Annotated in this window: 21 protein-coding genes; 6 read left to right on the top strand and 15 right to left on the bottom strand. The window is 71.7% G+C overall.

The genetic code is table 11. The annotated features are described in order from the left end of the window. Window positions 1-157 precede the first annotated feature (157 nt). Both IE265_RS21420 and IE265_RS21415 read left to right on the top strand, forming a co-directional pair. Window positions 158-829 carry a potassium channel family protein gene (locus IE265_RS21420; RefSeq protein WP_190037266.1) on the top strand — a complete coding sequence of 224 codons (672 nt, stop codon included), beginning with the start codon at window positions 158-160 and terminating at the stop codon, window positions 827-829. After that, window positions 829-1506, top strand: a complete 678-nt coding sequence (locus IE265_RS21415) for a potassium channel family protein (RefSeq protein WP_190037265.1) — start codon at window positions 829-831, stop codon at window positions 1504-1506. Before IE265_RS21420 ends, IE265_RS21415 begins: the two co-directional genes overlap by 1 nt. A gap of 93 nt (window positions 1507-1599) precedes the next feature. Here IE265_RS21415 and IE265_RS21410 read toward each other — a convergent pair whose 3' ends face one another. The 9 genes from IE265_RS21410 to IE265_RS21370 all read right to left on the bottom strand — a co-directional run bounded on the left by IE265_RS21410 (window position 1600) and on the right by IE265_RS21370 (window position 11184). Continuing rightward, on the bottom strand, window positions 1600-2316 hold the full coding sequence (locus tag IE265_RS21410) for a DUF3159 domain-containing protein (RefSeq protein ID WP_190037264.1): 717 nt from the start codon (window positions 2314-2316) through the stop codon (window positions 1600-1602). 3 nt (window positions 2317-2319) lie between these two features. Further along, window positions 2320-2718, bottom strand: coding sequence for an OB-fold nucleic acid binding domain-containing protein (locus tag IE265_RS21405; RefSeq protein ID WP_190037263.1), 399 nt, complete (start codon window positions 2716-2718; stop codon window positions 2320-2322). Between the two features lie 77 nt (window positions 2719-2795). Beyond that, window positions 2796-3479, bottom strand: a complete 684-nt coding sequence (locus IE265_RS21400) for a response regulator (protein WP_190037262.1) — start codon at window positions 3477-3479, stop codon at window positions 2796-2798. Then, window positions 3476-6034, bottom strand: a complete 2559-nt coding sequence (locus IE265_RS21395; RefSeq protein WP_190037261.1) for a DUF4118 domain-containing protein — start codon at window positions 6032-6034, stop codon at window positions 3476-3478. Before IE265_RS21395 ends, IE265_RS21400 begins: the two co-directional genes overlap by 4 nt. 306 nt (window positions 6035-6340) lie before the next feature. Beyond that, window positions 6341-7561, bottom strand: coding sequence for an alginate lyase family protein (locus tag IE265_RS21390; protein ID WP_444545247.1), 1221 nt, complete (start codon window positions 7559-7561; stop codon window positions 6341-6343). Window positions 7562-7835: 274 nt separating this feature from the next. Next, complete coding sequence (locus IE265_RS21385) at window positions 7836-8744, bottom strand: peptidoglycan-binding domain-containing protein (RefSeq protein WP_190037259.1); 909 nt, start codon at window positions 8742-8744, stop codon at window positions 7836-7838. Between the two features lie 583 nt (window positions 8745-9327). Then, a complete protein-coding gene (locus IE265_RS21380; RefSeq protein WP_190037258.1) occupies window positions 9328-10086 on the bottom strand; it encodes a DUF3710 domain-containing protein in 759 nt (252 codons plus the stop codon). A 1-nt stretch (window position 10087) separates the two neighbouring features. Further along, window positions 10088-10603, bottom strand: a complete 516-nt coding sequence (dut, locus tag IE265_RS21375) for a dUTP diphosphatase (protein WP_190037257.1) — start codon at window positions 10601-10603, stop codon at window positions 10088-10090. Beyond that, on the bottom strand, window positions 10600-11184 hold the full coding sequence (locus tag IE265_RS21370; RefSeq protein WP_190037256.1) for a PaaI family thioesterase: 585 nt from the start codon (window positions 11182-11184) through the stop codon (window positions 10600-10602). Before IE265_RS21370 ends, dut begins: the two co-directional genes overlap by 4 nt. Window positions 11185-11242: 58 nt before the next feature. Here IE265_RS21370 and IE265_RS21365 point away from each other — a divergent pair, with 58 nt between their 5' ends. Then, complete coding sequence (locus IE265_RS21365; protein ID WP_190037255.1) at window positions 11243-11704, top strand: DUF3093 domain-containing protein; 462 nt, start codon at window positions 11243-11245, stop codon at window positions 11702-11704. Window positions 11705-12062: 358 nt separating this feature from the next. Here IE265_RS21365 and IE265_RS21360 read toward each other — a convergent pair whose 3' ends face one another. From IE265_RS21360 to IE265_RS21345, 4 genes are all read right to left on the bottom strand, one after another. After that, window positions 12063-12959, bottom strand: coding sequence for a hypothetical protein (locus IE265_RS21360; RefSeq protein ID WP_190037254.1), 897 nt, complete (start codon window positions 12957-12959; stop codon window positions 12063-12065). A 13-nt stretch (window positions 12960-12972) separates the two neighbouring features. Next, on the bottom strand, window positions 12973-13269 hold the full coding sequence (locus IE265_RS21355) for a DUF4193 domain-containing protein (protein ID WP_005481602.1): 297 nt from the start codon (window positions 13267-13269) through the stop codon (window positions 12973-12975). A 393-nt stretch (window positions 13270-13662) separates the two neighbouring features. Then, a complete protein-coding gene (locus IE265_RS21350) occupies window positions 13663-14907 on the bottom strand; it encodes a sensor histidine kinase (RefSeq protein ID WP_190037253.1) in 1245 nt (414 codons plus the stop codon). 5 nt (window positions 14908-14912) lie between these two features. After that, complete coding sequence (locus IE265_RS21345; RefSeq protein ID WP_190037252.1) at window positions 14913-15566, bottom strand: response regulator transcription factor; 654 nt, start codon at window positions 15564-15566, stop codon at window positions 14913-14915. Between the two features lie 422 nt (window positions 15567-15988). Here IE265_RS21345 and IE265_RS21340 point away from each other — a divergent pair, with 422 nt between their 5' ends. Then, the gene (locus IE265_RS21340) at window positions 15989-16162 is read left to right on the top strand and encodes a hypothetical protein (protein ID WP_169801958.1); all 174 of its coding nucleotides are present in this window, start codon (window positions 15989-15991) and stop codon (window positions 16160-16162) included. Window positions 16163-16318: 156 nt separating this feature from the next. Here IE265_RS21340 and IE265_RS21335 read toward each other — a convergent pair whose 3' ends face one another. Together IE265_RS21335 and IE265_RS21330 are read right to left on the bottom strand one after the other, a co-directional pair. Continuing rightward, window positions 16319-17131, bottom strand: coding sequence for an inositol monophosphatase family protein (locus tag IE265_RS21335; RefSeq protein WP_190037251.1), 813 nt, complete (start codon window positions 17129-17131; stop codon window positions 16319-16321). A gap of 8 nt (window positions 17132-17139) precedes the next feature. Beyond that, a complete protein-coding gene (locus IE265_RS21330) occupies window positions 17140-18267 on the bottom strand; it encodes a ferrochelatase (RefSeq protein WP_190037250.1) in 1128 nt (375 codons plus the stop codon). A gap of 160 nt (window positions 18268-18427) precedes the next feature. On the opposite strand from IE265_RS21330, the gene IE265_RS21325 reads away from it, so the two are divergent. After that, complete coding sequence (locus IE265_RS21325; protein WP_190037249.1) at window positions 18428-19666, top strand: MFS transporter; 1239 nt, start codon at window positions 18428-18430, stop codon at window positions 19664-19666. Continuing rightward, the gene (locus IE265_RS21320) at window positions 19626-20945 is read left to right on the top strand and encodes a D-arabinono-1,4-lactone oxidase (RefSeq protein ID WP_190037248.1); all 1320 of its coding nucleotides are present in this window, start codon (window positions 19626-19628) and stop codon (window positions 20943-20945) included. The genes IE265_RS21325 and IE265_RS21320 overlap by 41 nt, the downstream gene beginning before the upstream one ends. Window positions 20946-21282 lie beyond the last annotated feature (337 nt).

The raw sequence follows: 21282 nt of genomic DNA, 5'->3' as shown, positions 1-21282 counted from the left end.
CTCATGAGTGTGCGGAGCATCAGCCGCCGCTGATCGCCGGGAGCCGCGGCGAACGTGCACAAGGGTGCCCCTGGCGGACCGCGCGTGTGTAGCTTGGGCGTCGGTCTGAGACCCTGTTTCAGCCTGAGCAGCAATTTTTCACACCGGAAGGACGGTCGTGCACATCGTCATCATGGGCTGCGGCAGAGTGGGATCCGCTCTCGCCCAGACCCTGGAGCAGCAGGGGCACACGGTCGCCGTCATCGACCAGGACCCCACCGCCTTCCGGCGACTCGGCTCCGGGTTCGGCGGCCGTCGTGTGACCGGAGTCGGCTTCGACCAGGACACCCTGCGCGAGGCGGGCATCGAGGAGGCCGGCGCCTTCGCCGCCGTCTCCAGCGGCGACAACTCGAACATCATCGCCGCCCGGGTGGCCCGCGAGATGTTCGGCATCGAGAACGTCGCGGCCCGCATCTACGACCCGCGCCGCGCCGAGGTCTACCAGCGCCTGGGCATCCCGACCGTCGCCACCGTCCGCTGGACCGCCGACCAGATGCTCCGGCGTCTGCTGCCGTCGGGCGCGGAGCCGCTGTGGCGCGACCCCACCGGCGGTGTGCAGCTCGCCGAGGTGCACGCCTCGACGGCGTGGGTCGGTCAGCGGATCAGCCGGCTCCAGGAGGAGACCGGTGTGCGCGTGGCCTTCCTCACCCGGCTGGGCGAGGCGGTGCTGCCCACCTCGCAGACGGTGCTGCAGGAGGGCGACCTCGTGCACGTGATGATGCGTACGGACGACGTCGACAAGGTCGAGGCGGCGTTCGCCGAGGGCCCTGATGAGGAAGGCGGTCACTGATGAGGGTCGCCATTGCCGGTGCCGGCGCGGTGGGCCGCTCGATCGCGGGCGAGCTCCTGGAGAACGGGCACGAGATCCTGCTGATCGACAAGGCGCCGACGGCCATCTCGGTCGAGCGGGTGCCGCAGGCGGAATGGCTGCTCGCCGACGCCTGCGAGATCACGTCCCTGGACGAGGCGGCGCTCCAGCGCTGCAACGTGGTGATCGCGGCCACCGGTGACGACAAGGTCAACCTCGTCGTGTCGCTGCTCGCGAAGACCGAGTACGGGGTCCCGCGCGTCGTCGCCCGCGTCAACAACCCCAAGAACGAATGGCTGTTCAACGAGTCGTGGGGTGTGGACGTCGCCGTCTCCACGCCGCGTCTGATGTCCGCCCTGGTCGAGGAGGCGGTGAGCGTCGGCGACCTGGTCCGGCTGCTCCGCTTCAGCCACGGCGACGCCAACCTCGTCGAGCTGACCCTGCCGCCCGAGTCGGCGCTCGCGGGGACGCGGGTCGGCGCCGTGGAGTGGCCCGAGGACACGTCCCTGGTCACGATCATCCGCGGTACCCGCGTGCTCACCCCGACCCGCGAGGACTCCCTGGAGGCGGGCGACGAACTTCTCTTCGTGGCCGCCCAGGCCCGCGAGGAGCAGTTGGAGGACCTGCTGTCCGTCCGCCGCCAGGACACGGCCGGCTGACCCCGCGCTCTCGTGTACGTGGAAGGGGGCGCCCCGGGTTTCCGGGGCGCCCCCTTCCACGTACGCGTGGAGGACTCGGTCGAAGCGGTGGACTCAGTCGGCCGAGCGGCCGGCGGACTCCCGCTCCTTCGCCGCGCGCTCCTCGGCCTCCATCTCGGCGAAGACGTCGATCGGCGGCGGAGCCTTGGCGAGGAAGACCCAGGTGAGCCAGACCGCGAGCAGGAAGGGCGGGATCTTCAGCGCGACCAGGACCCAGCCGAGCTGGGTGGTGTCGGCCCACCAGTAGAGGGGGAAGAGGATCGCGCACTTGGCGAGCAGGATCAGGCCCCAGGCCCAGCTGGCCTTCGCGTACGCCTTCTTGCGGCCCGGGTTGCGGGTGCGCCAGGAGAGGTTCTCCTTGAAGACCGGGCCGAGGATCAGGCCGATCAGGGGCACGCCCGCGAGGGTCGTCACGATGTAGGCGAGGGCGAGGCCGAGCGTGTAGATCATGCCCGGCAGGTAGAAGTCCTTGGCGTTGCCCGTCATCATCGCGAAGACCACGCCGAAGGCCACGCCGAAGACGCCGCTGAAGGCGTGCTTGACGGTGTCCTTCATGACGAGGCGCACCACGACGAGCAGGATCGAGACGCCGACGGCCGCGATGGCGGCCGAGTGCAGATCCTTGTTGATCGTGTAGATCGTGACGAAGAGCAGGCCCGGGAGGACCGTCTCGATCATGCCCCGCAGACCGCCGAACGCCTCGAAGAGAGCGGCCTCGGTCACCGCCCGCGAGTCCTGGGCGTCTTCGGTCGGCTTGTCGAGCGACGTCACCGGCTACTCCCGTCCGAGGGGTCTGAGTTCGTACTTCGGATTGAACAGCACGCGGCGGCCCCGGCTCATCGAGATCCGGCCCGACGCGATCAGCTTGCGTCCCGGTTCTATCCCGACGATGGAGCGCCTGCCGAGCCACACCACGTCCAGGGGGGCCGAACCGTCGAACAGCTCGGCCTCCAGGGCCGGGACACCGGCTCTCGGGCGCAGCGTGACCGTGCGCAACGTACCAGCAACCGTGACCACCTGTCGGTCGTGGCAGTCACAGATGCGCGTGCATCCCGCGGTCTCGGTGTCCTCGCGCAGTTCCTCCGACTCCAGGTCCTCCTGCGACGAGGAGAGCCGGTCGAGCATGCGCCGGAACCGGCCCACCGGCTTTTCGGAACGAGGGACAGCGCTCATGTCTGAAGCGTACCGGGGGTCGCTGACAGCTACGTACCCGTGGTTCCGCCGCCCCAACCGGGACCCCTCGCCGCGGCTCACCGCTCGAACCGGTAACCCATCCCCGGCTCGGTGACGAAGTGCCGGGGGTGCGAGGGGTCCGCCTCCAGTTTGCGGCGGAGCTGTGCCATGTAGACCCGCAGGTAGTTGGTCTCGGTGCCGTAGGAGGGGCCCCATACCTCCTGGAGCAGCTGCCGCTGGCCGACCAGGCGGCCGGCGTTGCGCACCAGGACCTCCAGGAGGTGCCACTCGGTGGGGGTGAGCCGCACGTCGCGGCCGTCCCGGTGGACCTTCTTCGCGGCGAGGTCGACCGTGAAGGTCTCGGTCTCGACGACGACGTCGTCCTCGCCGGCCCCGGTGGGCTCGGCCCGCCGGACGGCGGCCCGCAGCCGGGCGAGCAGCTCGTCCATCCCGAAGGGCTTGGTCACGTAGTCGTCGGCGCCCGCGTCGAGGGCCTCGACCTTCTCGTCGGAGGAGTGGCGCGCGGACAGCACGAGGATCGGCACCCGGGTCCAGCCGCGCAGCCCTCTGATCACCTCGACGCCGTCCATGTCGGGCAGGCCCAGGTCGAGCACGACGACATCGGGGTGGCGGGCGGCGGCGAGCCGGAGCGCGGTGGCGCCGTCGCCCGCCGAGTCGACCTCGTACTTGCGTGCCTTGAGGTTGATCACGAGGGCTCGGGTGATCTGCGGCTCGTCGTCGACCACGAGGACGCGGGTCATGAAGCCTGCCTTTCCGGTTGGGCGGGTGCCGCGGCTCGCGCGGGCGCACGGGTGCGGGACGGGCCCACACTGAGGGTGAGGACCATGGTGAGGCCGCCCCCGGGGGTGTCCTCGGCGCCGAGGGTGCCGCCCATGGCCTCGGCGAAGCCGCGGGCGACCGCGAGACCGAGGCCCACCCCGGCACCGCGCGGGGCGTCCCCGTACCGCTGGAAGGGCTCGAAGATCCGCTCCTTGGCCTCGTCGGGGACGCCCCTGCCGCGGTCCACCACACGGACCTCGACACGGTCGCCGAGCGTGCTGGCGGAGACGAGGACGCGCCGGCCCTCGGGGCTGTACTTCACGGCGTTCTCGACGATGTTGGCCACGGCCCGCTCCAGCAGGCCGGGGTCGGCGGCGACCATGGGCAGGGTCTCGGGGATCTCCAGGTCGACGCTGCCCTCCGGGACGCCGCCGAGGGCCATGGGGACGACCTCGTCGACGTCGATCTCGCGGATCAGCGGGGTGACCGTGCCGGTCTGGAGCCGGGACATGTCGAGCAGGTTGCCCACCAGGTGGTCGAGCCGGTCCGCGCCCGCCTCGATGCCCTCCAGCAGCTCGGCCTCGTCCTCCTCGGACCAGGCCACGTCGTCCGACCTGAGGGACGACACGGCGGCCTTGATCGCGGCCAGCGGCGTACGCAGGTCGTGGCTGACGGCCGCCAGCAGGGCCGTACGGATGCGGTTCCCCTCGGCGAGCGCGCGGGCCTGTTCCGCCTCCTGCTGGAGCCGCTTGCGGTCCAGGACGACGACGGCCTGGGCGGCGAAGGCGGCGAGGACACGCCGGTCCTCGGCGGGCAGCACCCGTCCGGAGAGGGCGAGCGCGGTGTGGTCGCCGACCGGCATGTCCACGTCCGCGTCCTCGGGCAGCGCGGGCGGGTGCGGGCCCACGCTGCCGGCACAGCGCCACGGCTCCACGTCGCCGCCGCGCTCCAGGAGGGCCACGGACTCCATGCCGAAGGTCTCGCGGACCCGTTCCAGCAGGGCGTCCAGGCTGGTCTCGCCGCGCAGGACGCTGCCGGCCAGGAAGGAGAGGATCTCGGACTCCGCGCGCAGCCGGGCGGCCTGGTGGGTCCGGCGGGCCGCGAGGTCGACCACGGAGGCGACGGACACCGCGACCCCGAAGAAGATCACGATGGCCACGAGGTTCTTGGGGTCGGCGACGGTCAGCCGGTGCATCGGCGGGGTGAAGAAGTAGTTCAGCAGGAGTGAGCCGAAGGCCGCCGAGGCGAGCGCCGGAAGGAGTCCGCCCAGCAGGGCCGCCGCCACCGTCAGCGTCAGGAACAGCAGCATGTCGTTGGCGAGCCCGAGGTCCGCGTCACTGTGGGTGAGCAGCAGGGCCAGGAGCGCCGGTCCGGCGACCCCGACCAGCCAGCCCGCGAGGATACGGGTCCTGCCCAGCCGCGCGCCGCGCGCGACCGGCAGGCCGCGCCCCTTGCCCGCCTCGTCGTGCGTGACGATGTGGACGTCGAGGTCGGGTCCCGAGTCCCGGGCGACCGTGGCGCCGACGCCGGGCCCGAACACGTACTGCCAGGTCTTGCGCCGCGAGGAGCCCAGGACGATCTGGGAGGCGTTGACGCCCCGCGCGAACTCCAGGAGCGCGGACGGGATGTCCTCGCCGACCACGTGGTGGAAGGTGCCGCCGAGGTCCTCGGCGAGGGTGCGCTGGACGGCGAGTTCCTTGGGAGAGGCGGAGGTCAGGCCGTCGCTGCGGGCGATGTAGACGGCGAGGACCTCGCCGCCGGCGCCCTTCTCGGCGAGGCGGGCGGCCCGCCGGATGAGGGTGCGCCCCTCGGGTCCGCCGGTCAGTCCGACGACGATGCGTTCGCGGGCCTGCCAGGTGGAGCGGATGCCGTGCTCGCCCCGGTACTGCCGGAGGTACGCGTCCACCTGGTCGGCGACCCACAGCAGCGCCAGCTCGCGCAGGGCGGTGAGGTTGCCGGGCCGGAAGTAGTTGGACAGGGCCGCGTCGACCTTGTCCGGCTGGTAGACGTTCCCGTGGGCCATCCGGCGGCGCAGTGCCTGCGGCGACATGTCGACCAGCTCGACCTGGTCGGCCCGCCGGACCACTTCGTCCGGGACTGTCTCCCGCTGCCGGACGCCGGTTATGGACTCGACGACGTCCCCGAGCGACTCCAGGTGCTGGATGTTGACCGTCGAGACCACGTCGACACCGGCCGCGAGCAGTTCCTCCACGTCCTGCCAGCGCTTGGCGTTGCGCGAGCCGGGGACATTGGTGTGGGCCAGTTCGTCCACCAGGGCGACGGCCGGGGCGCGCCGCAGCACGGCGTCGACGTCCATCTCGGTGAAGAGCCCGCCGCGGTGCCCGAGCTCCGCGCGCGGAACCTGTTCCAGGCCGTGCAGCATCACCTCCGTGCGCGGCCGGTCGTGGTGCTCCACGAGGGCCACCACGCAGTCCGTGCCCCGTTCCACCCTGCGATGCGCCTCGGCCAGCATCGCGTACGTCTTGCCGACGCCCGGTGCCGCACCGAGGTAGATCCGAAGCTTGCCGCGTCCCATGGCCTCATTGTCTTCCCAAACGCACTGCGTACGCCGGGTCGACCCTACGACCGGAAGTCCCGACAAATCGGGCGCGGGGCGTGTGGGCGGCAGTCCTTGACGCATCCCTGATACGCCGGAGCCCCCGTCCGGCCGGGCCGCCGGGGCGGGCTCCGGGCGGCGGAGTGCCGACCGCCGGGTCCGGGGCCGGGGTGCCGACCACCGGGTCCGGGGCCGGGCCGCCGGCAGCGACAGCGGGGTCCCGGGGGCAGGCCGCGGGGTCCGGGCGGCGGTCCGCACGCCCGCCACCCGGCCCCGGACACCCGGTCAGTTCGGGTTGTCCCCGTGCGTGAGGGTCTCCCAGGCGACGAAGAGGTTGTTGCTCGCGGCCGGGCGGTTCTGCGCGGTCAGCCGCTCGGTGTTGGTCATGGCGTGGCCGAGCCGGTTGTGCAGGGCGTTGTGCCCCACCTCGGTGACCGGTCCGAGCCCGAGGTGCAGGGACCCGCCGCACAGCCAGCCCGGGGCGGCCTCGCCGAGCTGGTACTTCGCCTGGAAGCCCAGCGCGTGCCGCAGCCGCTCGCCGACGTCGGTGCCGTACAGGTCCTGGCCCTGGATGCGGCTGGTCTCGGCGATGTGCGAGATCGCGGAGATCCCGTACCCGGTGTGCGTGAAGTCGCGGCAGGTCTCCTGGGTGAGCCCGTTGACGAAGGTCGACTGGCCCTGCCAGTAGTTGACGATCTTCTGCGTGGTGTCGAGGTTCTGGCTCGGCACGGTCTTCGGCAGCGCGCCGTCGGACGAGAGGTAGACGTAGGCGGCCGTGCGGGTGCGGAACCTGGCCATCGCCCTGTCGTACGACGTCTTGTCCTCCAGGAAGACGGAGATGCCGACGGCGGCCTCCATCATCGACAGCTCCCAGTTGCCGTTGGAGTTCGAGCCGTTGATGACCTCGGGCAGGTAGACGGTGCGGAGCATCGTCGCGAAGCGCCCGGAGTTCGCCCAGCCGCCGTCGTACGTGTACTTGATGATCTCGGCGGCCTTGGGCCAGGACGAACCCGCCCAGCCGGTCTGCAGCGGCGCGTTGCTGTTGGTGTGGTCCTGGATGGTCGCCGACCAGGCGTCCATCAGCTCGATCGCCTTCCTCGCGTGGCGCGCGTCCCGGGTGACGTACCAGGCGAGGGCCTGGGTGTACGCGGCGATCGCGTCCTCGCGCTCGTCCGTGCAGCCGTTGTTGGGGTTCGAGTACGAGCCGCACTCGACGACCGCGCGGGGCTTGGGGGTGCGCGAGAGCGAGGCGTACTTGCCGGCCATCATCTGGTCGTACGCGCCCTTCCACGGCTGGGCGCCCGCGTTCACCTGCTGCCGGGCGAAGTCCAGCTGGCCCCGGGAGACGGTGACTCCGGGGTGGGCGAAGGCGGCGGGCGCGGCCTCGGCGCGGTCGGCCGCGGGCCAGGTGAGAACGCTCGCGAGGAGTGCGGCCGCGGTGACGAACAGCGCGGAACGCGATCCGGGACGGCGGCGGGGGCGTGACGGAGTGGGGGTGTTCGGCATCGTGGGGGAGCCATCCATTCCTGTATGTGAACCTGGAATGCCTCTGTGAACACAGGCGTTGAGCCGTGACCATAGGTACAGACCATGTCCGCGTCAAGAGGAGCGGTCGGCGGGGCAGCACGACGGCCCGTGGCGCCGGAACGACGTCCGGGCACCACGGGCCGAGCGGGCGAATTCCCGGAACGGGACCGGGCGGGCTCCGGGCTCAGGGCCGGAGGATCAGAGACCCCGGGGCTCCGGGCTCCGGGTCAGGGCTCCGGGTCAGGGCTCAGGCTCAGGGCTTGACGGTGAAGCCGTGCTCCTTTCCGAGCCGGCGCAGGGTGGTCTGCCCCGGAATGCCGTTGGCGTCGGCGCCGTCGAACCCGTACCGGCGCTGGAGGGCCGCGTACGCCTCGACGGTCCGGGAGCCGAACGACCCGTCGGCCCACTGGGCGGGCAGGAGCCCCTCCGCGACGAGTGCCTTCTCGACGACCAGGACGTCCGCCTTGTGCGTCTTGCCGCCCTGCGGCAGCGCAGGATCGCGCATCGCCGCGGCCACCAGGTTGCCGAGGTCGACGACCGGCTTCGCGGGTCCCGTGGGCGCGGCGCCGGAGCCCGGGCCCGGCTTGGGCGGCACCGGTGCGGCCTCGAAGAGGGCCGACCGGTCGATGGCGCCCGGGTCCCAGTGGTCGTTGCCGGGGATGTTCGCGTGGCCGTAGTGGCCGCCCCTGGCCATCCAGACCGAACGCGGGCGGTTGTTCGCCTCGGCGGCCGTCGCGGCGAGCCGGCCCGCCGGGAACGTGTCCGGGATCCCCCAGGAGCGGATGGCGGCCATCATCGCCCTGTACTTCGGTCCCGGCTTCCAGGTGTCCGTGAACGGCTTGGCCGCCCGCCCGAGCACCTCGATCTGGATGCAGACCTTCCCGACGCGGTTGGACCGGGTCGCGCCGTCGTTGCGCAACGCCCGGGCGCTCGCGTTCAACGGGCCGAACTGGCCGAGCCGGTCGGTCGTCGGGTCGTAGAGCAGGTGGGGCTCGGCGGTGACGCGGATGAGATGCGCCGCGACGGCACGGAAGGCGTCGTCGCCCGTGCCGCTCTCGGTGGTGTGCCAGACGACGCGGCCCGGGACCGACGCGTGGTCCATCGCGCCTCCGATGGTCCCGTCCCCCAGGCGCTGCGCCTTCTCGATCCAGATCGTGCTCATTCAGTCCCCCATGGCGTGTGCACAGGTCATCAAGTCCTGGTGGGGGCGAACGAGTTGATGGCCGAAAGACGCCGTCGCCCCACCGATTCCCAGGGTGACGGGGCGTAGTCGTCGCGCGTCCGGATCCGGCGAATGTTCACTCCAACGTGAACCCCGGCCACCGGGCGGGCCCGCGCCGGCACCTGGACCCGGTCACGGACTCCAGGTCCCGCCGCCGGCGCCGGTGGCACGAAGGGTCCGGTGCGAAGGGGGCCGGTGCGAAGAGGGCCGGTGCGAAGGAGTCCGGCGCGCCGGACCTGCACGGCGAGCGGCATCCCGCGAGGGCAGGAGGGTTCGGTGCCCCGTGCCGCCCGCCCGAGGCGCCTCTGAGCTCCGAGGGCCCTACGAGCCCGCGAACCCCAAGGGCCCCGCGAACGCCAGGAGACTGAGGGCCCCGAGTGCCCCGAGTGCCCCGAGTGCACGGACGGTCACCGGTCAGGGGGCAGTCACCGATCAGGAACCGGCCGGGGGAACGGCGACGGGCCGCACTCCCCGGAGGGAGTGCGGCCCGTCGCGCACTTCCGTGCTGCGGATTCCGCCGCGGCTAGCGGACCTCGGTGGTCTCCGGTCCGCGCTGGAGCTGACCCATGCCGCCGGAGAAGCGGGACCCGGCCTGCTCCTCCTGCTGGACGCCCTCGGCGACCATCTGCGCGTCGTCCGGGAGCTTCAGGACGATGGGGTCGCGCGGGGCCATCGGACCCTCGCCGCGCACCACGACGGTGTCCCGGAAGATCTGCTCCAGGAGACCGGCGGCCTGCGGCTGCACCGCGCCCTGCCCGGAGATCACTCCGCGCAGGAACCAGCGGGGGCCGTCGACGCCCACGAACCGGACGACCTGGAAGCCGCCCGTTCCGTCCGGCAGCTGCACCGGCACCTGGGCGCGCAGCTCCCAGCCGAGCGGGCCCTCGACCTCGTCGATGACACCGCCCTGCTGGGTGATTCCGGTGGCGATCTCCTCGCGCACCTCGCCCCAGATGCCCTCGCGCTTGGGAGCGGCGAAGGCCTGGAGCTGTACGGCACTGTCCCGCAGGACCACGGTGGCCGCGACGATCGCGTCGCCCGCGACCTCCACACGCAGCTCCATGCCGTCGACCCCGGGCACGAAAAGTCCGCCCAGGTCGACCCGGCCCTCGGCCGGCTCGCGGACCTCGGTGCTGTCCCAGGGTCCGTCGGGGCGCGGCTCCGGCTCGAGCCTCACGCGCTCGCGCTCCGCCCCGTCCGCACTGTCGACGCCGTCGACGACCTGCTCGGCCTCGCCCGCCGCGTCCTCGGCGGCACTGCCCTTCTTGCGACGTCCGAACACGTCACTGTCCTTCCCGGTCGGATACGACCGAAGCGTATCGATTCCCACCCGCTGTGCCGCCCACGGCGGCATGCCCGCCAGTGGACCCGAGGCCCCCTGCGGCCCGCGCCGAGTCGGGAAGTTCCGCAACCTCCTGGAAGCGCACCTTCTCGACCTGCTGAACGACCAGTTGGGCAATCCGGTCGAAGCGCTCGAACCGCACGGACTCGCGCGGGTCGAGATTCACCACGATCACCTTGATCTCTCCACGGTACCCGGCATCCACCGTCCCCGGGGCATTCACGAGAGCGACACCGCAGCGGGCGGCCAGCCCGGACCGGGGGTGCACGAAGGCCGCGTAGCCCTCGGGGAGCGCGATGCACACGCCCGTCGGCAGTACGGCCCGCTCACCGGGCTCCAGCACCCGGCTCTCCGTCGTCCGCAGATCCGCTCCGGCGTCACCGGGGTGCGCGTATTCCGGAAGCGGTACGTCCGGATCGACGCGCTTGATCAGCACGCCCACGGGAGCCCCGGTCACGGGTTCACCTCGAAGGCGCGGGCACGCCGTACCTGGTCGGGATCGTCCATGGCCGCCCGGATCTCCTCCTGGCGGCCGTTGTCGATGAAGTGGTCGACCTTGACCTCGATGAAGAGGGCGTCCGCGCGGACGGCCACCGGGCCGTCGGGGCCGCCGATGCGCCCCGTGGCCGACGAGTAGATCTTGCGTCCGGCCACGGCCGTGACCTCGGCCTCCAGGTGCAGCACCGTCCCCACAGGCACGGGCCGCACGAAGTCGGTCTCCAGCCGTCCGGTCACCGCGATGGTGCGCAGCAGCCAGTTCAGCGAACCGAGGGTCTCGTCGAGGGCGCTCGCGAGCACCCCGCCGTGCGCGAGGCCCGGCGCGCCCTGGTGGGCGGCCTTGACGGTGAACTCGGCGGTGATCCTCACCCCGTCGCCGGCGCGTGCCTCCAGGTGCAGGCCGTGCGGCTGCCCGCCGCCGCAGCCGAAGCACTGGTCGTAGTGCGCGCCGAGCAACTCCCCGGGGGCGGGCGCGTCGGGATGGCGCACCGGCGCCACGGCGTCGGCCGGGGGCCGCAGAGCTGAAGATGTACCACTCACAGGCGCAGACCTTACCTCCGCGTCAGCGGACGGTACGCACCGTGGCAGGCTAGGCCGTATGCAGCCTTCCGCCCCGCCGTACGAAGAACGTCTGACAGCCCCCCGCTCCTGGTGGCTCATCTGCCTCATGGTGGGTGTCTCGATGGCCCTGATCCTGCTGCCGTTCGGCACGCTGCCGCTGCTGGGCGGCCTGGTCGGCGGCACCGCGGCCGCGGCGGTGGTCGCCAGTTCGTACGGCTCCGCGCGGATCCGCGTGGTGGCGGGCTCCCTGATCGCGGGCGATGCCCGGATCCCCGTCTCCGCCTTGGGCGAGTGCCATGTCCTCGACCCCGAGGAGGCCCGCGCCTGGCGCACGGTGAAGGCCGACGGGCGTGCGTTCATGCTGCTGCGCGCCTACGTCCCGACGGCCGTGCGCGTGGAGATCACGGACCCCGCCGACCCGACTCCGTACGCGTATCTGTCGACGCGCGACCCGGAGGGTCTCGCCGCGGCGCTGGAGACCGCCCGCGCCTCCGCGTAGCCCCGTCCGGCGCCCGGACGGGAACCGGCCTCGAACCGGATCGGTCCCGATCGGTCCCGGATCGGTCCGGACGCGCCCGCACGGATGTGCCCCTCGCCGGGCGGCCGGGCGATCGACAGCCCGTTCGAGAGGTCGCGAGTCGGTCCGACCGGAGGTCGAACGCCGAGCCGACGCCGCACATCCGTCGCCGGTCGCCGAATCGCCGGTCGCAGGAGAAGTCCGTAGCTGGAACAGGTTCCGGAACCGGTCCGTCCAGCCCTTCGCGGAGCCGGTCCCCGCGGCGTCGGTCCGAACGGAGATTTTCCCTTTCACGGACCGGATCTTTGCCGGATGCGGCGGGCAGGGGCGCCCGGGCGGCTCAGCGATCGAATTCCCGGTTGATGTCGTCCATCGTGAGCGGATGCTCCGGCCGCTCCAGACGCGGCTGGGCGGGCAGGGCGTCCCACGGGACCTGCGCCTTGCGGAGGTCCTTGCGGATGCGCTCGGCGAGCTTCCTCGTGTCACGTCGGTTCATGAGCGCCCCCACCGCGGCCCCGACCATGAACGGCATCAGGTTCGGCAGGTTCCGGACCATGCGCTTCATGATCTGCTGGCGCAGTTCGCGCTTCATCTGGCCCCCGAGGGCCGCGTTGAGCGTCGACGGCTTGGTCACGTCGATGCCGCGCTCCTCCGACCACGAACTCAGGTAGGTGGTGGTGCGCTGCTTGAGGTTGCCCGGCGGCCGCAGGCCGTAGACCTCGTACAACTCGGCGATCAGTTTCATCTCGATCGCGGCGACGCCGGTGATCTCCGCGGCCAGCTCCGTGGGCATGGCGGGCGGAACGGGCAGCATCGCGGCGGCGCCGACGCCGGCGCCCACGGTGGACGTGGCGTTGCACGCGCCCGCGACGAGCTTGTCGGCGAGCTGCTCGGGCCCCAGGCCCGGGAACTGCCTGCGGAGCGCCTCGAGGTCCCGTACGGGGATACGCGGGGCGTTCTCGATGATCCGGTCGGTGAGGTACGCCAGAGCCGCTCTGGCCCGGCTGCCGCCCTTGCGGACGCCTTCCCTCACCCCGTGGCCCACGGCGGCCACCCGGCGTTTGGCGACAGACGCCTCGGGAACCGGCACCTCAAGGGCACCGGAGGCGCCTGTCGCGTCCACTGGTTCGAGCGAGGCCGGGTGGCCCCGCTCGTCATCACGTACGCCGTCCGAAGACGGACCGGCCGCTCCCTGGTCGCGGAAGCGGCGCTTCCAGGGCGGGGTCGAGCCAGTCACGGCCGACCCTGCCTCAGTCGCAGTCGCGGCAGATCGGCTGGCCGTTCTTCTCGCGGGCCAGCTGGCTGCGGTGGTGGACCAGGAAGCAGCTCATGCAGGTGAACTCGTCCTGCTGCTTCGGCAGGACCCGGACGGCCAGCTCTTCGTTCGAGAGGTCCGCACCGGGCAGTTCCAGGCCTTCGGCGGCCTCGAACTCGTCCACGTCGACAGCCGACGTCGACTTGTCGTTCCTGCGGGCCTTCAGTTCCTCAAGGCTGTCCGAATCGACGTCGTCGTCGGTCTTGCGTGGAGTGTCGTAATCCGTTGCCATGTCGCTCTCCCCCTCTGGGTGTCTGCGGTGTCTCCAGCGCACGTAACGCGTGAGAGGCCGGACTTGTGCCCGACCTGAGGCGGAGATTTTGCCTCACATCAAGGTCTGTTACTCAATCGACACCCAACCGGACTCGCGAAGAGTGATCGGCTTGGATGGCGAACGGGACCGTACACGGTCCGAATGCCGCACTTCAAAGGCGCCTCACCGTGTACTTCCCGTGATCTGGACCCTCGAAAACCCGGATTTTCCGGGCTTTCCGGGGACAACCTTGATCACGGAGAGTGGATGAGCGGAAAATCGCCCTTGTGATCGATCACACACGGGGGTGGTAGTCGCCCGCCCAGAAAATTCCGCGCAAAGCGAACATCCCCGTATGTCGGCGACATGCTCTCAGACAGGCAGGGTGACTCGCATCACCAGTCCACCTCCTTCGCGCGGTTCCGCGACGATGTGGCCGCCGTGCGCACGGGCCACCGACCGGGCGATCGAGAGGCCGAGGCCCACGCCCTTGTCACTGCCCGTCCGCTCCGTCCGCAGCCGCCTGAACGGCTCGAACAGATTGTCGACCTCGTACGCGGGGACCACGGGTCCCGTATTGGAGACGGTCAGGACCGCCTGTGCGTTCCTGATCTCCGTGGTGACCTCGACCCATCCATCCTGCGCCACGTTGTACCGGACTGCGTTCTGAACCAGGTTCAGGGCGATCCTCTCCAGGAGGACGCCGTTGCCCTGGACGACGGCCGCGGCACGCTCCCCGCGGACCTCCACGCCCTTCGCCTCGGCCTCGCCGCGCACCTGGTCGACCGCCTGCGAGGCGACCTCGGCGAGGTCGACCGGCTTGCGCTCGACGATCTGGTTGTCGCTGCGGGCGAGCAGCAGAAGCCCTTCGACGAGCTGCTCGCTGCGCTCGTTCGTGGCGAGCAGCGTCCTGCCGAGCTGCTGGAGCTCGACGGGGGCCGCCGGGTCGGACAGGTGCACTTCGAGGAGCGTGCGGTTGATGGCCAGGGGCGTGCGCAGCTCGTGCGAGGCGTTGCCGACGAACCTCTGCTGGGCGGTGAAGGCGCGCTGCAGCCGCTCCAGCATGTCGTCGAAGGTGTCCGCCAGTTCCTTGAGCTCGTCGTCGGGGCCGTCCAGCTCGATGCGCCGCGACAGGTCGGAGCCCGCCACCGCGCGCGCGGTGCGGGTGATCCGCCCGAGCGGGGAGAGGACCCTGCCCGCCATCGCGTAGCCGAAGGCGAACGCGATCACGGCGAGGCCGAGGAGCGCGAGCAGGGAGCGGCTGAGCAGGTTGTCGAGGGCGACCTGGCGCTGGTGGTCGATGCAGTTGGCGATCGCCTCGTTGAACTCGTTGAGCTGCTGGCTGGCGTTGGCCGCGCGGCAGGTCTCGCTGGTGACCTTGATCTCCTCGCCGCCGACGATCTTGAAGAGCGGTTCGCTCCCGGTGTTGATCGCCTGGGCCGCCAGCAGGTAGATGATCGACAGCAGCAGGATGCCGGCGATCAGGAACATGCCGCCGTACAGCAGCGTGAGCCGTATCCGGATCGTCGGGCGCAGCCAGGGGAACGGGGCTTCCGGCCGTCTCGGGTCCCAGGTCGGCTTCGGGGGCGCCTTCGGGGGCGCGGGCGTCGTGGCCACCACCATCAGATCCGGTAGCCGGAGCCGGGCACGGTGACGATGACCGGCGGCTCCCCGAGCTTGCGGCGCAGGGTCATGACCGTGACGCGCACGACGTTGGTGAACGGGTCCGTGTTCTCGTCCCAGGCCTTCTCCAGGAGCTGCTCCGCGGAGACGACGGCGCCCTCACTGCGCAGCAGCACCTCCAGGACGGCGAACTCCTTGGGCGCGAGCTGGACCTCCTTGCCCTCGCGGAAGACCTCGCGGCGGTTGGGGTCGAGCTTGATGCCGGCGCGCTCCAGGACGGGCGGCAGCGGCATGCTCGTACGCCGGCCGAGTGCACGCACGCGTGCCGTCAGCTCGCTGAACGCGAAGGGCTTCGGGAGGTAGTCGTCGGCCCCGATCTCCAGACCCTCCACACGATCGCTGACGTCTCCGGAGGCCGTGAGCATCAGTACGCGCGTGGGCATGCCGAGTTCGACGATCCTGCGGCACACGTCGTCGCCGTGCACCAGCGGGAGGTCCCGGTCGAGGACGACCACGTCGTAGTCGTTGACGCCGACGCGCTCCAGGGCGGCCGCGCCGTCGTACACGACGTCGACGGCCATGGCCTCGCGGCGCAGCCCGGTGGCCACGGCATCGGCGAGCAGTTGCTCGTCCTCGACGACGAGTACGCGCACGTCGCTTGTCCTTCCTCTGTCCACCCGCGTAGCGCCTCGCGCGCCCGCCGGCGGGGTCTGACTTGGGGGTCCCCGCGCCCGAGTGCAGCCGAGGGTGGGGAGGGTGGGACCCCATCCTGCCCTTTTCGGCCATAAGTCGGCTGTAAGGCGGCCGCGGGGGCCGGGAATGGGAGATTTTCTCGCGGGGTTGAGGTTTCCGCGGAAGGGAGCGGGGGGAGGACGGCTTTACACCCCGCGATCACGCTCTGCTTTTGCCGCACCACCATGCGGTACGCAACGGTCCGCTTCCGCAGGGCGGGCGTGGGTGTCCGGCACCGTCGCCGCCCGGCCGGGCTGCGCTGGGCACCCCGAGACGTGATCGCCCCTTCTTGACGGCACACCCCCGTGCCACCGACCCACGACCCAGGACGAGGGGGCGCAGCATGGACGCTTTCACCGCAGGACTTCTGCAGCGCATAAGGGCGACCGAGTCCGACCTGACGATGGCGCGCGAGACCGGCGACGACTTCCTCGCCGAGGTCGAGCAGGCGGAGCTCGACGACCTGCACCGCCTCGCAGCCGAGCACGGTGTTCAGGTCGGCGTGTCACACGTCTGACCGGTTCGTACGAGAGCGGGGCCCCGGCGGATCCGGACGGGGCCCCGCTCTCGTGCGTGGGGCCGGGCCGCGGCCTCTCGTGCCCGGGGTCCCCGAACCGTGCGGGACGGCCCCGCGGCCCGGTCGTCCCCGTGAGCGGCGGCCCGGCGGGCGGCGTCAGTCGTGCCAGGCGCCGAGTTCCTCCAGGCGGGCCTGGAGCGGCTCGAAGAGGCCTGGAGGGGCCGCGACGGTCAGCCCGGTGGAGACCGGGTCCCCGGGGCGCCCGCCGGTCAGCGCGCCCGCCTCCCTGGCGATCAGGTCACCGGCCGCGTAGTCCCACGGGTTGAGGCCCCGCTCGTAGTAGGCGTCCAGGCGGCCCGTGGCGACGTCGCACAGGTCGATCGCGGCCGAGCCGCCGCGGCGGATGTCGCGGACCTGCGGGATCAGGCGGCCGACGACCTCCGCCTGGCGCGCCCGGCGCGCGGCGAGGTAGCCGAAGCCGGTGCCGACGAGGGCCAGCCCGAAGGCTGGGGCGGGCCGCACGCGCGCGGGGCGGTCGTTCACGAAGGCGCCCTGCCCCAGCACGGCCCGGCACGTCTCCCCGCGCATCGGCGCGTGCACCACCCCGACCAGCGTCTCGCCGTCCTTGCGGGCGGCGATGGACACGGCCCAGGCGGGCAGCCCGTAGAGGTAGTTGACCGTGCCGTCGAGCGGGTCGATGACCCACTGGACGCCGCTGGTGCCCTCGGTGTCGGCGCCCTCCTCGCCCAGCACTCCGTCGTGCGGCCTGCGCTCGGCGAGCAGTCCGGTGATCAGTTTCTCGGAGGCGATGTCCATCTCGGTGACGACGTCGACGTCACTGGACTTGGTGGCGGCCACGCCGAGGTCGTCGGGGCGGCCGTCGCGCAGGAAGGCTCCCGCGCGAAGCGCCGCGTCGAGAGCCGTCTCCAGGAGTTCGGCCTTCAGGCGGTCGTCCGCTGTGGCGGTCATGTCGCTCCTCACGCGTACGGGCTGTCGGCGCCCGCGGCGGCGGGCCTGGGGGTCCGGGCCGGGCAGCAGCCCGCGGGGCACAGGTCGTGGCTCGCGCCCAGCGCGCCGAGGGCGCAGGGCTTCACGGCCGTGCCGCTCTCGGTGGCGGCCCGCTCCAGGACCAGCTCGCGGATCGCGGCGGCGAACCGGGGGTCGTCCCCTACGGTCGCCGAGCGGCGCACCGGCAGACCCAGCTCCGCGGCCTTGGCGGTGGCCTCGGTGTCGAGGTCGTAGAGGACCTCCATGTGGTCCGAGACGAACCCGATGGGCGCCATGACGACGGCGGGCACGCCCTCGCCGTGCAGCGCCTCGAGGTGGTCGCAGATGTCGGGCTCCAGCCACGGGACGTGCGGGGCTCCGGAGCGCGACTGGTAGACGAGCCGCCACTCGTGCGGGGTGCCGGTCCGCTCACGCACGGCGTCGGCGACGGTCGTGGCGACGTCCAGGTGCTGGCGTACGTACGCGCCGCCTTCGCCGTGGCCCTCCACGGGCCCCGAGGTGTCCGCGGACACGTCCGGGATCGAGTGGGTCGTGAAGGCGATGTGCGCGCCCGCGCGGACGTCCTCGGGAAGCTCGGCGAGCGACGCCAGGACTCCCTCGATCATCGGCTCCAGGAATCCCGGGTGGTTGAAGTAGTGCCGCAGCTTGTCGACACGCGGCGGCTCCAGGCCCTCGCCCTCCAGGGTCGTCAGGGCGGCCCCGAGGTCCTCCCGGTACTGCCGGCAGCCCGAGTACGAGGCGTACGCGCTCGTGGCGAGCACCAGGATCCGGCGGCGGCCGTCGGCGGCCATCTCGCGCAGGGTGTCCGTGAGGTACGGGTCCCAGTTGCGGTTGCCCCAGTAGACCGGGAGGTCCAGCCCGTGGTCGGCGAAGTCCTTGCGGAGGGCCTCCAGCAGGGCGCGGTTCTGGGCGTTGATGGGGCTGACCCCGCCGAACAGGAAGTAGTGCTGTCCGACTTCCTTGAGGCGTTCCTTGGGGATGCCCCTTCCGCGCGTCACGTTCTCCAGGAACGGGACCACGTCGTCGGGACCCTCGGGGCCGCCGAACGAGAGCAGGAGCAGGGCGTCGTAGGGGGTTGCATCGAGCGCGTCTCGCATGTCTCGATCCTGCCACCCGGCTCCGGCGGAGGGACAACGGCGGGGGGCCGGACGGCAGGCGGACGGGGAGGCGCCCGGAGGCCGTGAATGCGTTAGGGTCACCTAACTCGTAAGCTGTATCAGCCCTATTCACGCCTTACCGGATCCGACCGGAGACCTCGTGCCCAGCCCCTACCGCGCCCTGTTCGCCGCCCCCGGCTCCAGGGGCTTCACCACCGCGGGCCTTCTCGGCCGGATGCCGCTGTCGATGATGGGCATCGGCGTGGTCACGATGATCTCCCAGCTCACCGGCCGGTACGGACTCGCGGGGGCGCTGTCGGCGACCATCGCGCTGTCCGCCGCGGTGCTCGGCCCGCAGATCTCACGCCTGGTGGACCGGCACGGGCAGCGCCGCGTCCTGCGGCCCGCGACGCTGTTCGCGCTGGCCGCGTCCGGCGGACTGCTCCTGGCGGCGCACTTCGACTGGCCGGACTGGGTGCTGTTCCTCTGCTCGGCGGGCATCGGCTGCGTGCCGAGCGTCGGCGCGATGACCCGGGCCCGCTGGGCGTTCCTCTACCGGGACCGTCCGGAACTGCACACCGCGTACGCCTTCGAGTCGGTCGTCGACGAGGTCTGCTTCATCTTCGGGCCGATCATCTCCATCGGCCTTTCCACGGTCTGGTTCCCCGAGGCGGGGCCGCTGCTCGCGGCCTGCTTCCTGGCCGCGGGCGTGTTCTGGCTGACGTCCCAGCGCGCCACCGAGCCGCCGCCGCACCCGCGTGAGCACCACACGGGCGGCTCGGCGCTGCGCTCGGCCGGGCTGCAGGTCCTGGTGGCCACGTTCGTGGCGACGGGAGCGATCTTCGGCGCGGTCGACGTGGTCACCGTGGCCTTCGCCGACGAGGAGGGCCACAAGGGCGCCGCGAGCGTCGTGCTGGCCGTGTACGCGGCGGGCTCCTGCGCGGCGGGAGCCGTGTTCGGGCTGCTGCGCCCGAAGGGGGCGCCCGCCCGCAGGTGGGTGCTGGGCGTCTGCGCGATGGCCGTGAGTATGATCCCCCTCCTACTGGTCGGAAACTTGCTGTTCCTGGCCGTGGCGCTGTTCCTTGCGGGCCTGTCCATCGCGCCGACGATGATCACGACGATGGCCCTCGTCGAGCAGCACGTACCGCGCGCGAAACTGACCGAGGGCATGACGTGGGTGAGCACCGGACTCGCGGTCGGGGTGGCGCTCGGGTCCTCACTGTCCGGCTGGGTGATCGACACCGCCGGGGCGCGGGCCGGGTACGGGGTTCCGGTCGCGGCCGGGGCCGTCGCGGTCGCGGTCGGTTTCCTGGGGTATCGCCGGCTGAGCAGGCCGGTTCCGGAGCGGGGAGGGACCCATGAGCAGCACAGTGAGCGGGAAGAGCGGCACCTGGCGTAACTGGGCGGGGAACGTCACCGCCCGGCCGGCCCGCGAGGTCTCTCCGGCCTCCGTCGAGGAACTCTCCGACGTCGTGCGCCGGGCGGCCGAGGACGGACTGCGGGTGAAGCCCGTGGGGACCGGCCACTCCTTCACGGCGGTGGCCGCGACCGACGGCGTCCTGGTCCGCCCCGACCTGCTCACCGGCATCCGGCGGATCGACCGCGAGGGGGGCACGGTCACCGTGGAGGCCGGCACCCCGCTGAAGCGCCTCAACGTGGCCCTGGCCCGCGAGGGGCTGTCGCTCACGAACATGGGCGACATCATGGAGCAGACGGTCTCCGGCGCGACCAGCACGGGCACCCACGGCACCGGCCGCGACTCCGCCTCGATAGCCGCCCAGATCAAGGGTCTTGAACTGGTGACGGCCGACGGCTCGGTGCTCACCTGCTCGGAGAAGGAGAACCCCGAGGTCTTCGCGGCGGCGCGGACCGGTCTCGGCGCCCTGGGCGTCATCAGCGCGATCACGTTCGCGGTGGAGCCGATCTTCCTGCTGTCGGCCCGCGAGGAGCCGATGAGCTTCGACGAGGTCACGAGCTCCTTCGACGAACTCGTCACGGAGAACGAGCACTTCGAGTTCTACTGGTTCCCCCACACCGGGAACTGCAACACCAAGCGCAACAATCGCAGCGCCGGTCCCGAGCGGCCGGTCGGCGCCCTGCGCGGCTTCTTCGAGGACGAGTTCCTCTCCAACGGCGTGTTCCAGGTGGCCAGTCAGGTGGGCCGGGCCGTACCCGCGACGATCCCCGCCATCGCCCGGATATCCAGCCGCGCGCTCTCCGCGCGCACGTACACGGACATTCCGTACAAGGTCTTCACGTCCCCGCGCCGGGTGCGCTTCACGGAGATGGAGTACGCGGTCCCCCGCGCCGCGCTCGTGGAGACACTGCGCGAACTCAAGGCGATGGTCGACCGTTCCCGGCTGCGCGTCAGCTTCCCGGTCGAGGTGCGCACGGCGCCGGCGGACGACATCACCCTCTCCACGGCATCGGGCCGGGACAGCGCGTACATCGCCGTCCATATGTTCCGCGGGACGCCGTACCAGGCCTACTTCAGCGCCGCCGAGCACATCTTCACCGCGCACGAGGGCCGGCCGCACTGGGGCAAGGTGCACACGCGCGACGCGGAGTACTTGGCCGGGGCCTACCCGCGCTTCGGGGAGTTCACCGAACTGAGGGACCGGCTCGACCCGGAACGGCGTTTCGGGAACGACTACTTGCGCCGGGTGCTCGGAGCCTGACCGCGGGGGGTCCGCTCGCGCGGACCCTCGCGTGTGACGCAGCAAGGGAGTTCACCCGGCCGGTGGAGGACGCGCGGGCGTTCGCACCCGGGGCCGGAGAAGCCGGAGAGACCAGCGAGGGACGCGCGGGCGAGAGCAATCGGTTCGATTCAGCTGCATTTACGGTGATTCCGTGCGGCGCACCGCGCGCCATGGTCATCGAAACGTCGCCCCGGGTGGCCAACTCCCGCCCCCGGACAGAAGTTCGGCGGCGTGCTGATCCACGCAAGTGGCCCGAATGGAGTACTGTTGCGAGCCCTGGGTCCGGACACTCGCCAGGGCGTCCGGGGCCTTCCAG

Source organism: Streptomyces fructofermentans, from assembly GCF_014651055.1.
In the GTDB taxonomy this organism is placed as follows: domain Bacteria; phylum Actinomycetota; class Actinomycetes; order Streptomycetales; family Streptomycetaceae; genus Streptomyces; species Streptomyces fructofermentans.
Note: the sequence above shows the minus strand (reverse complement) of the source record. Positions and strands in the feature narration are given on the sequence as shown.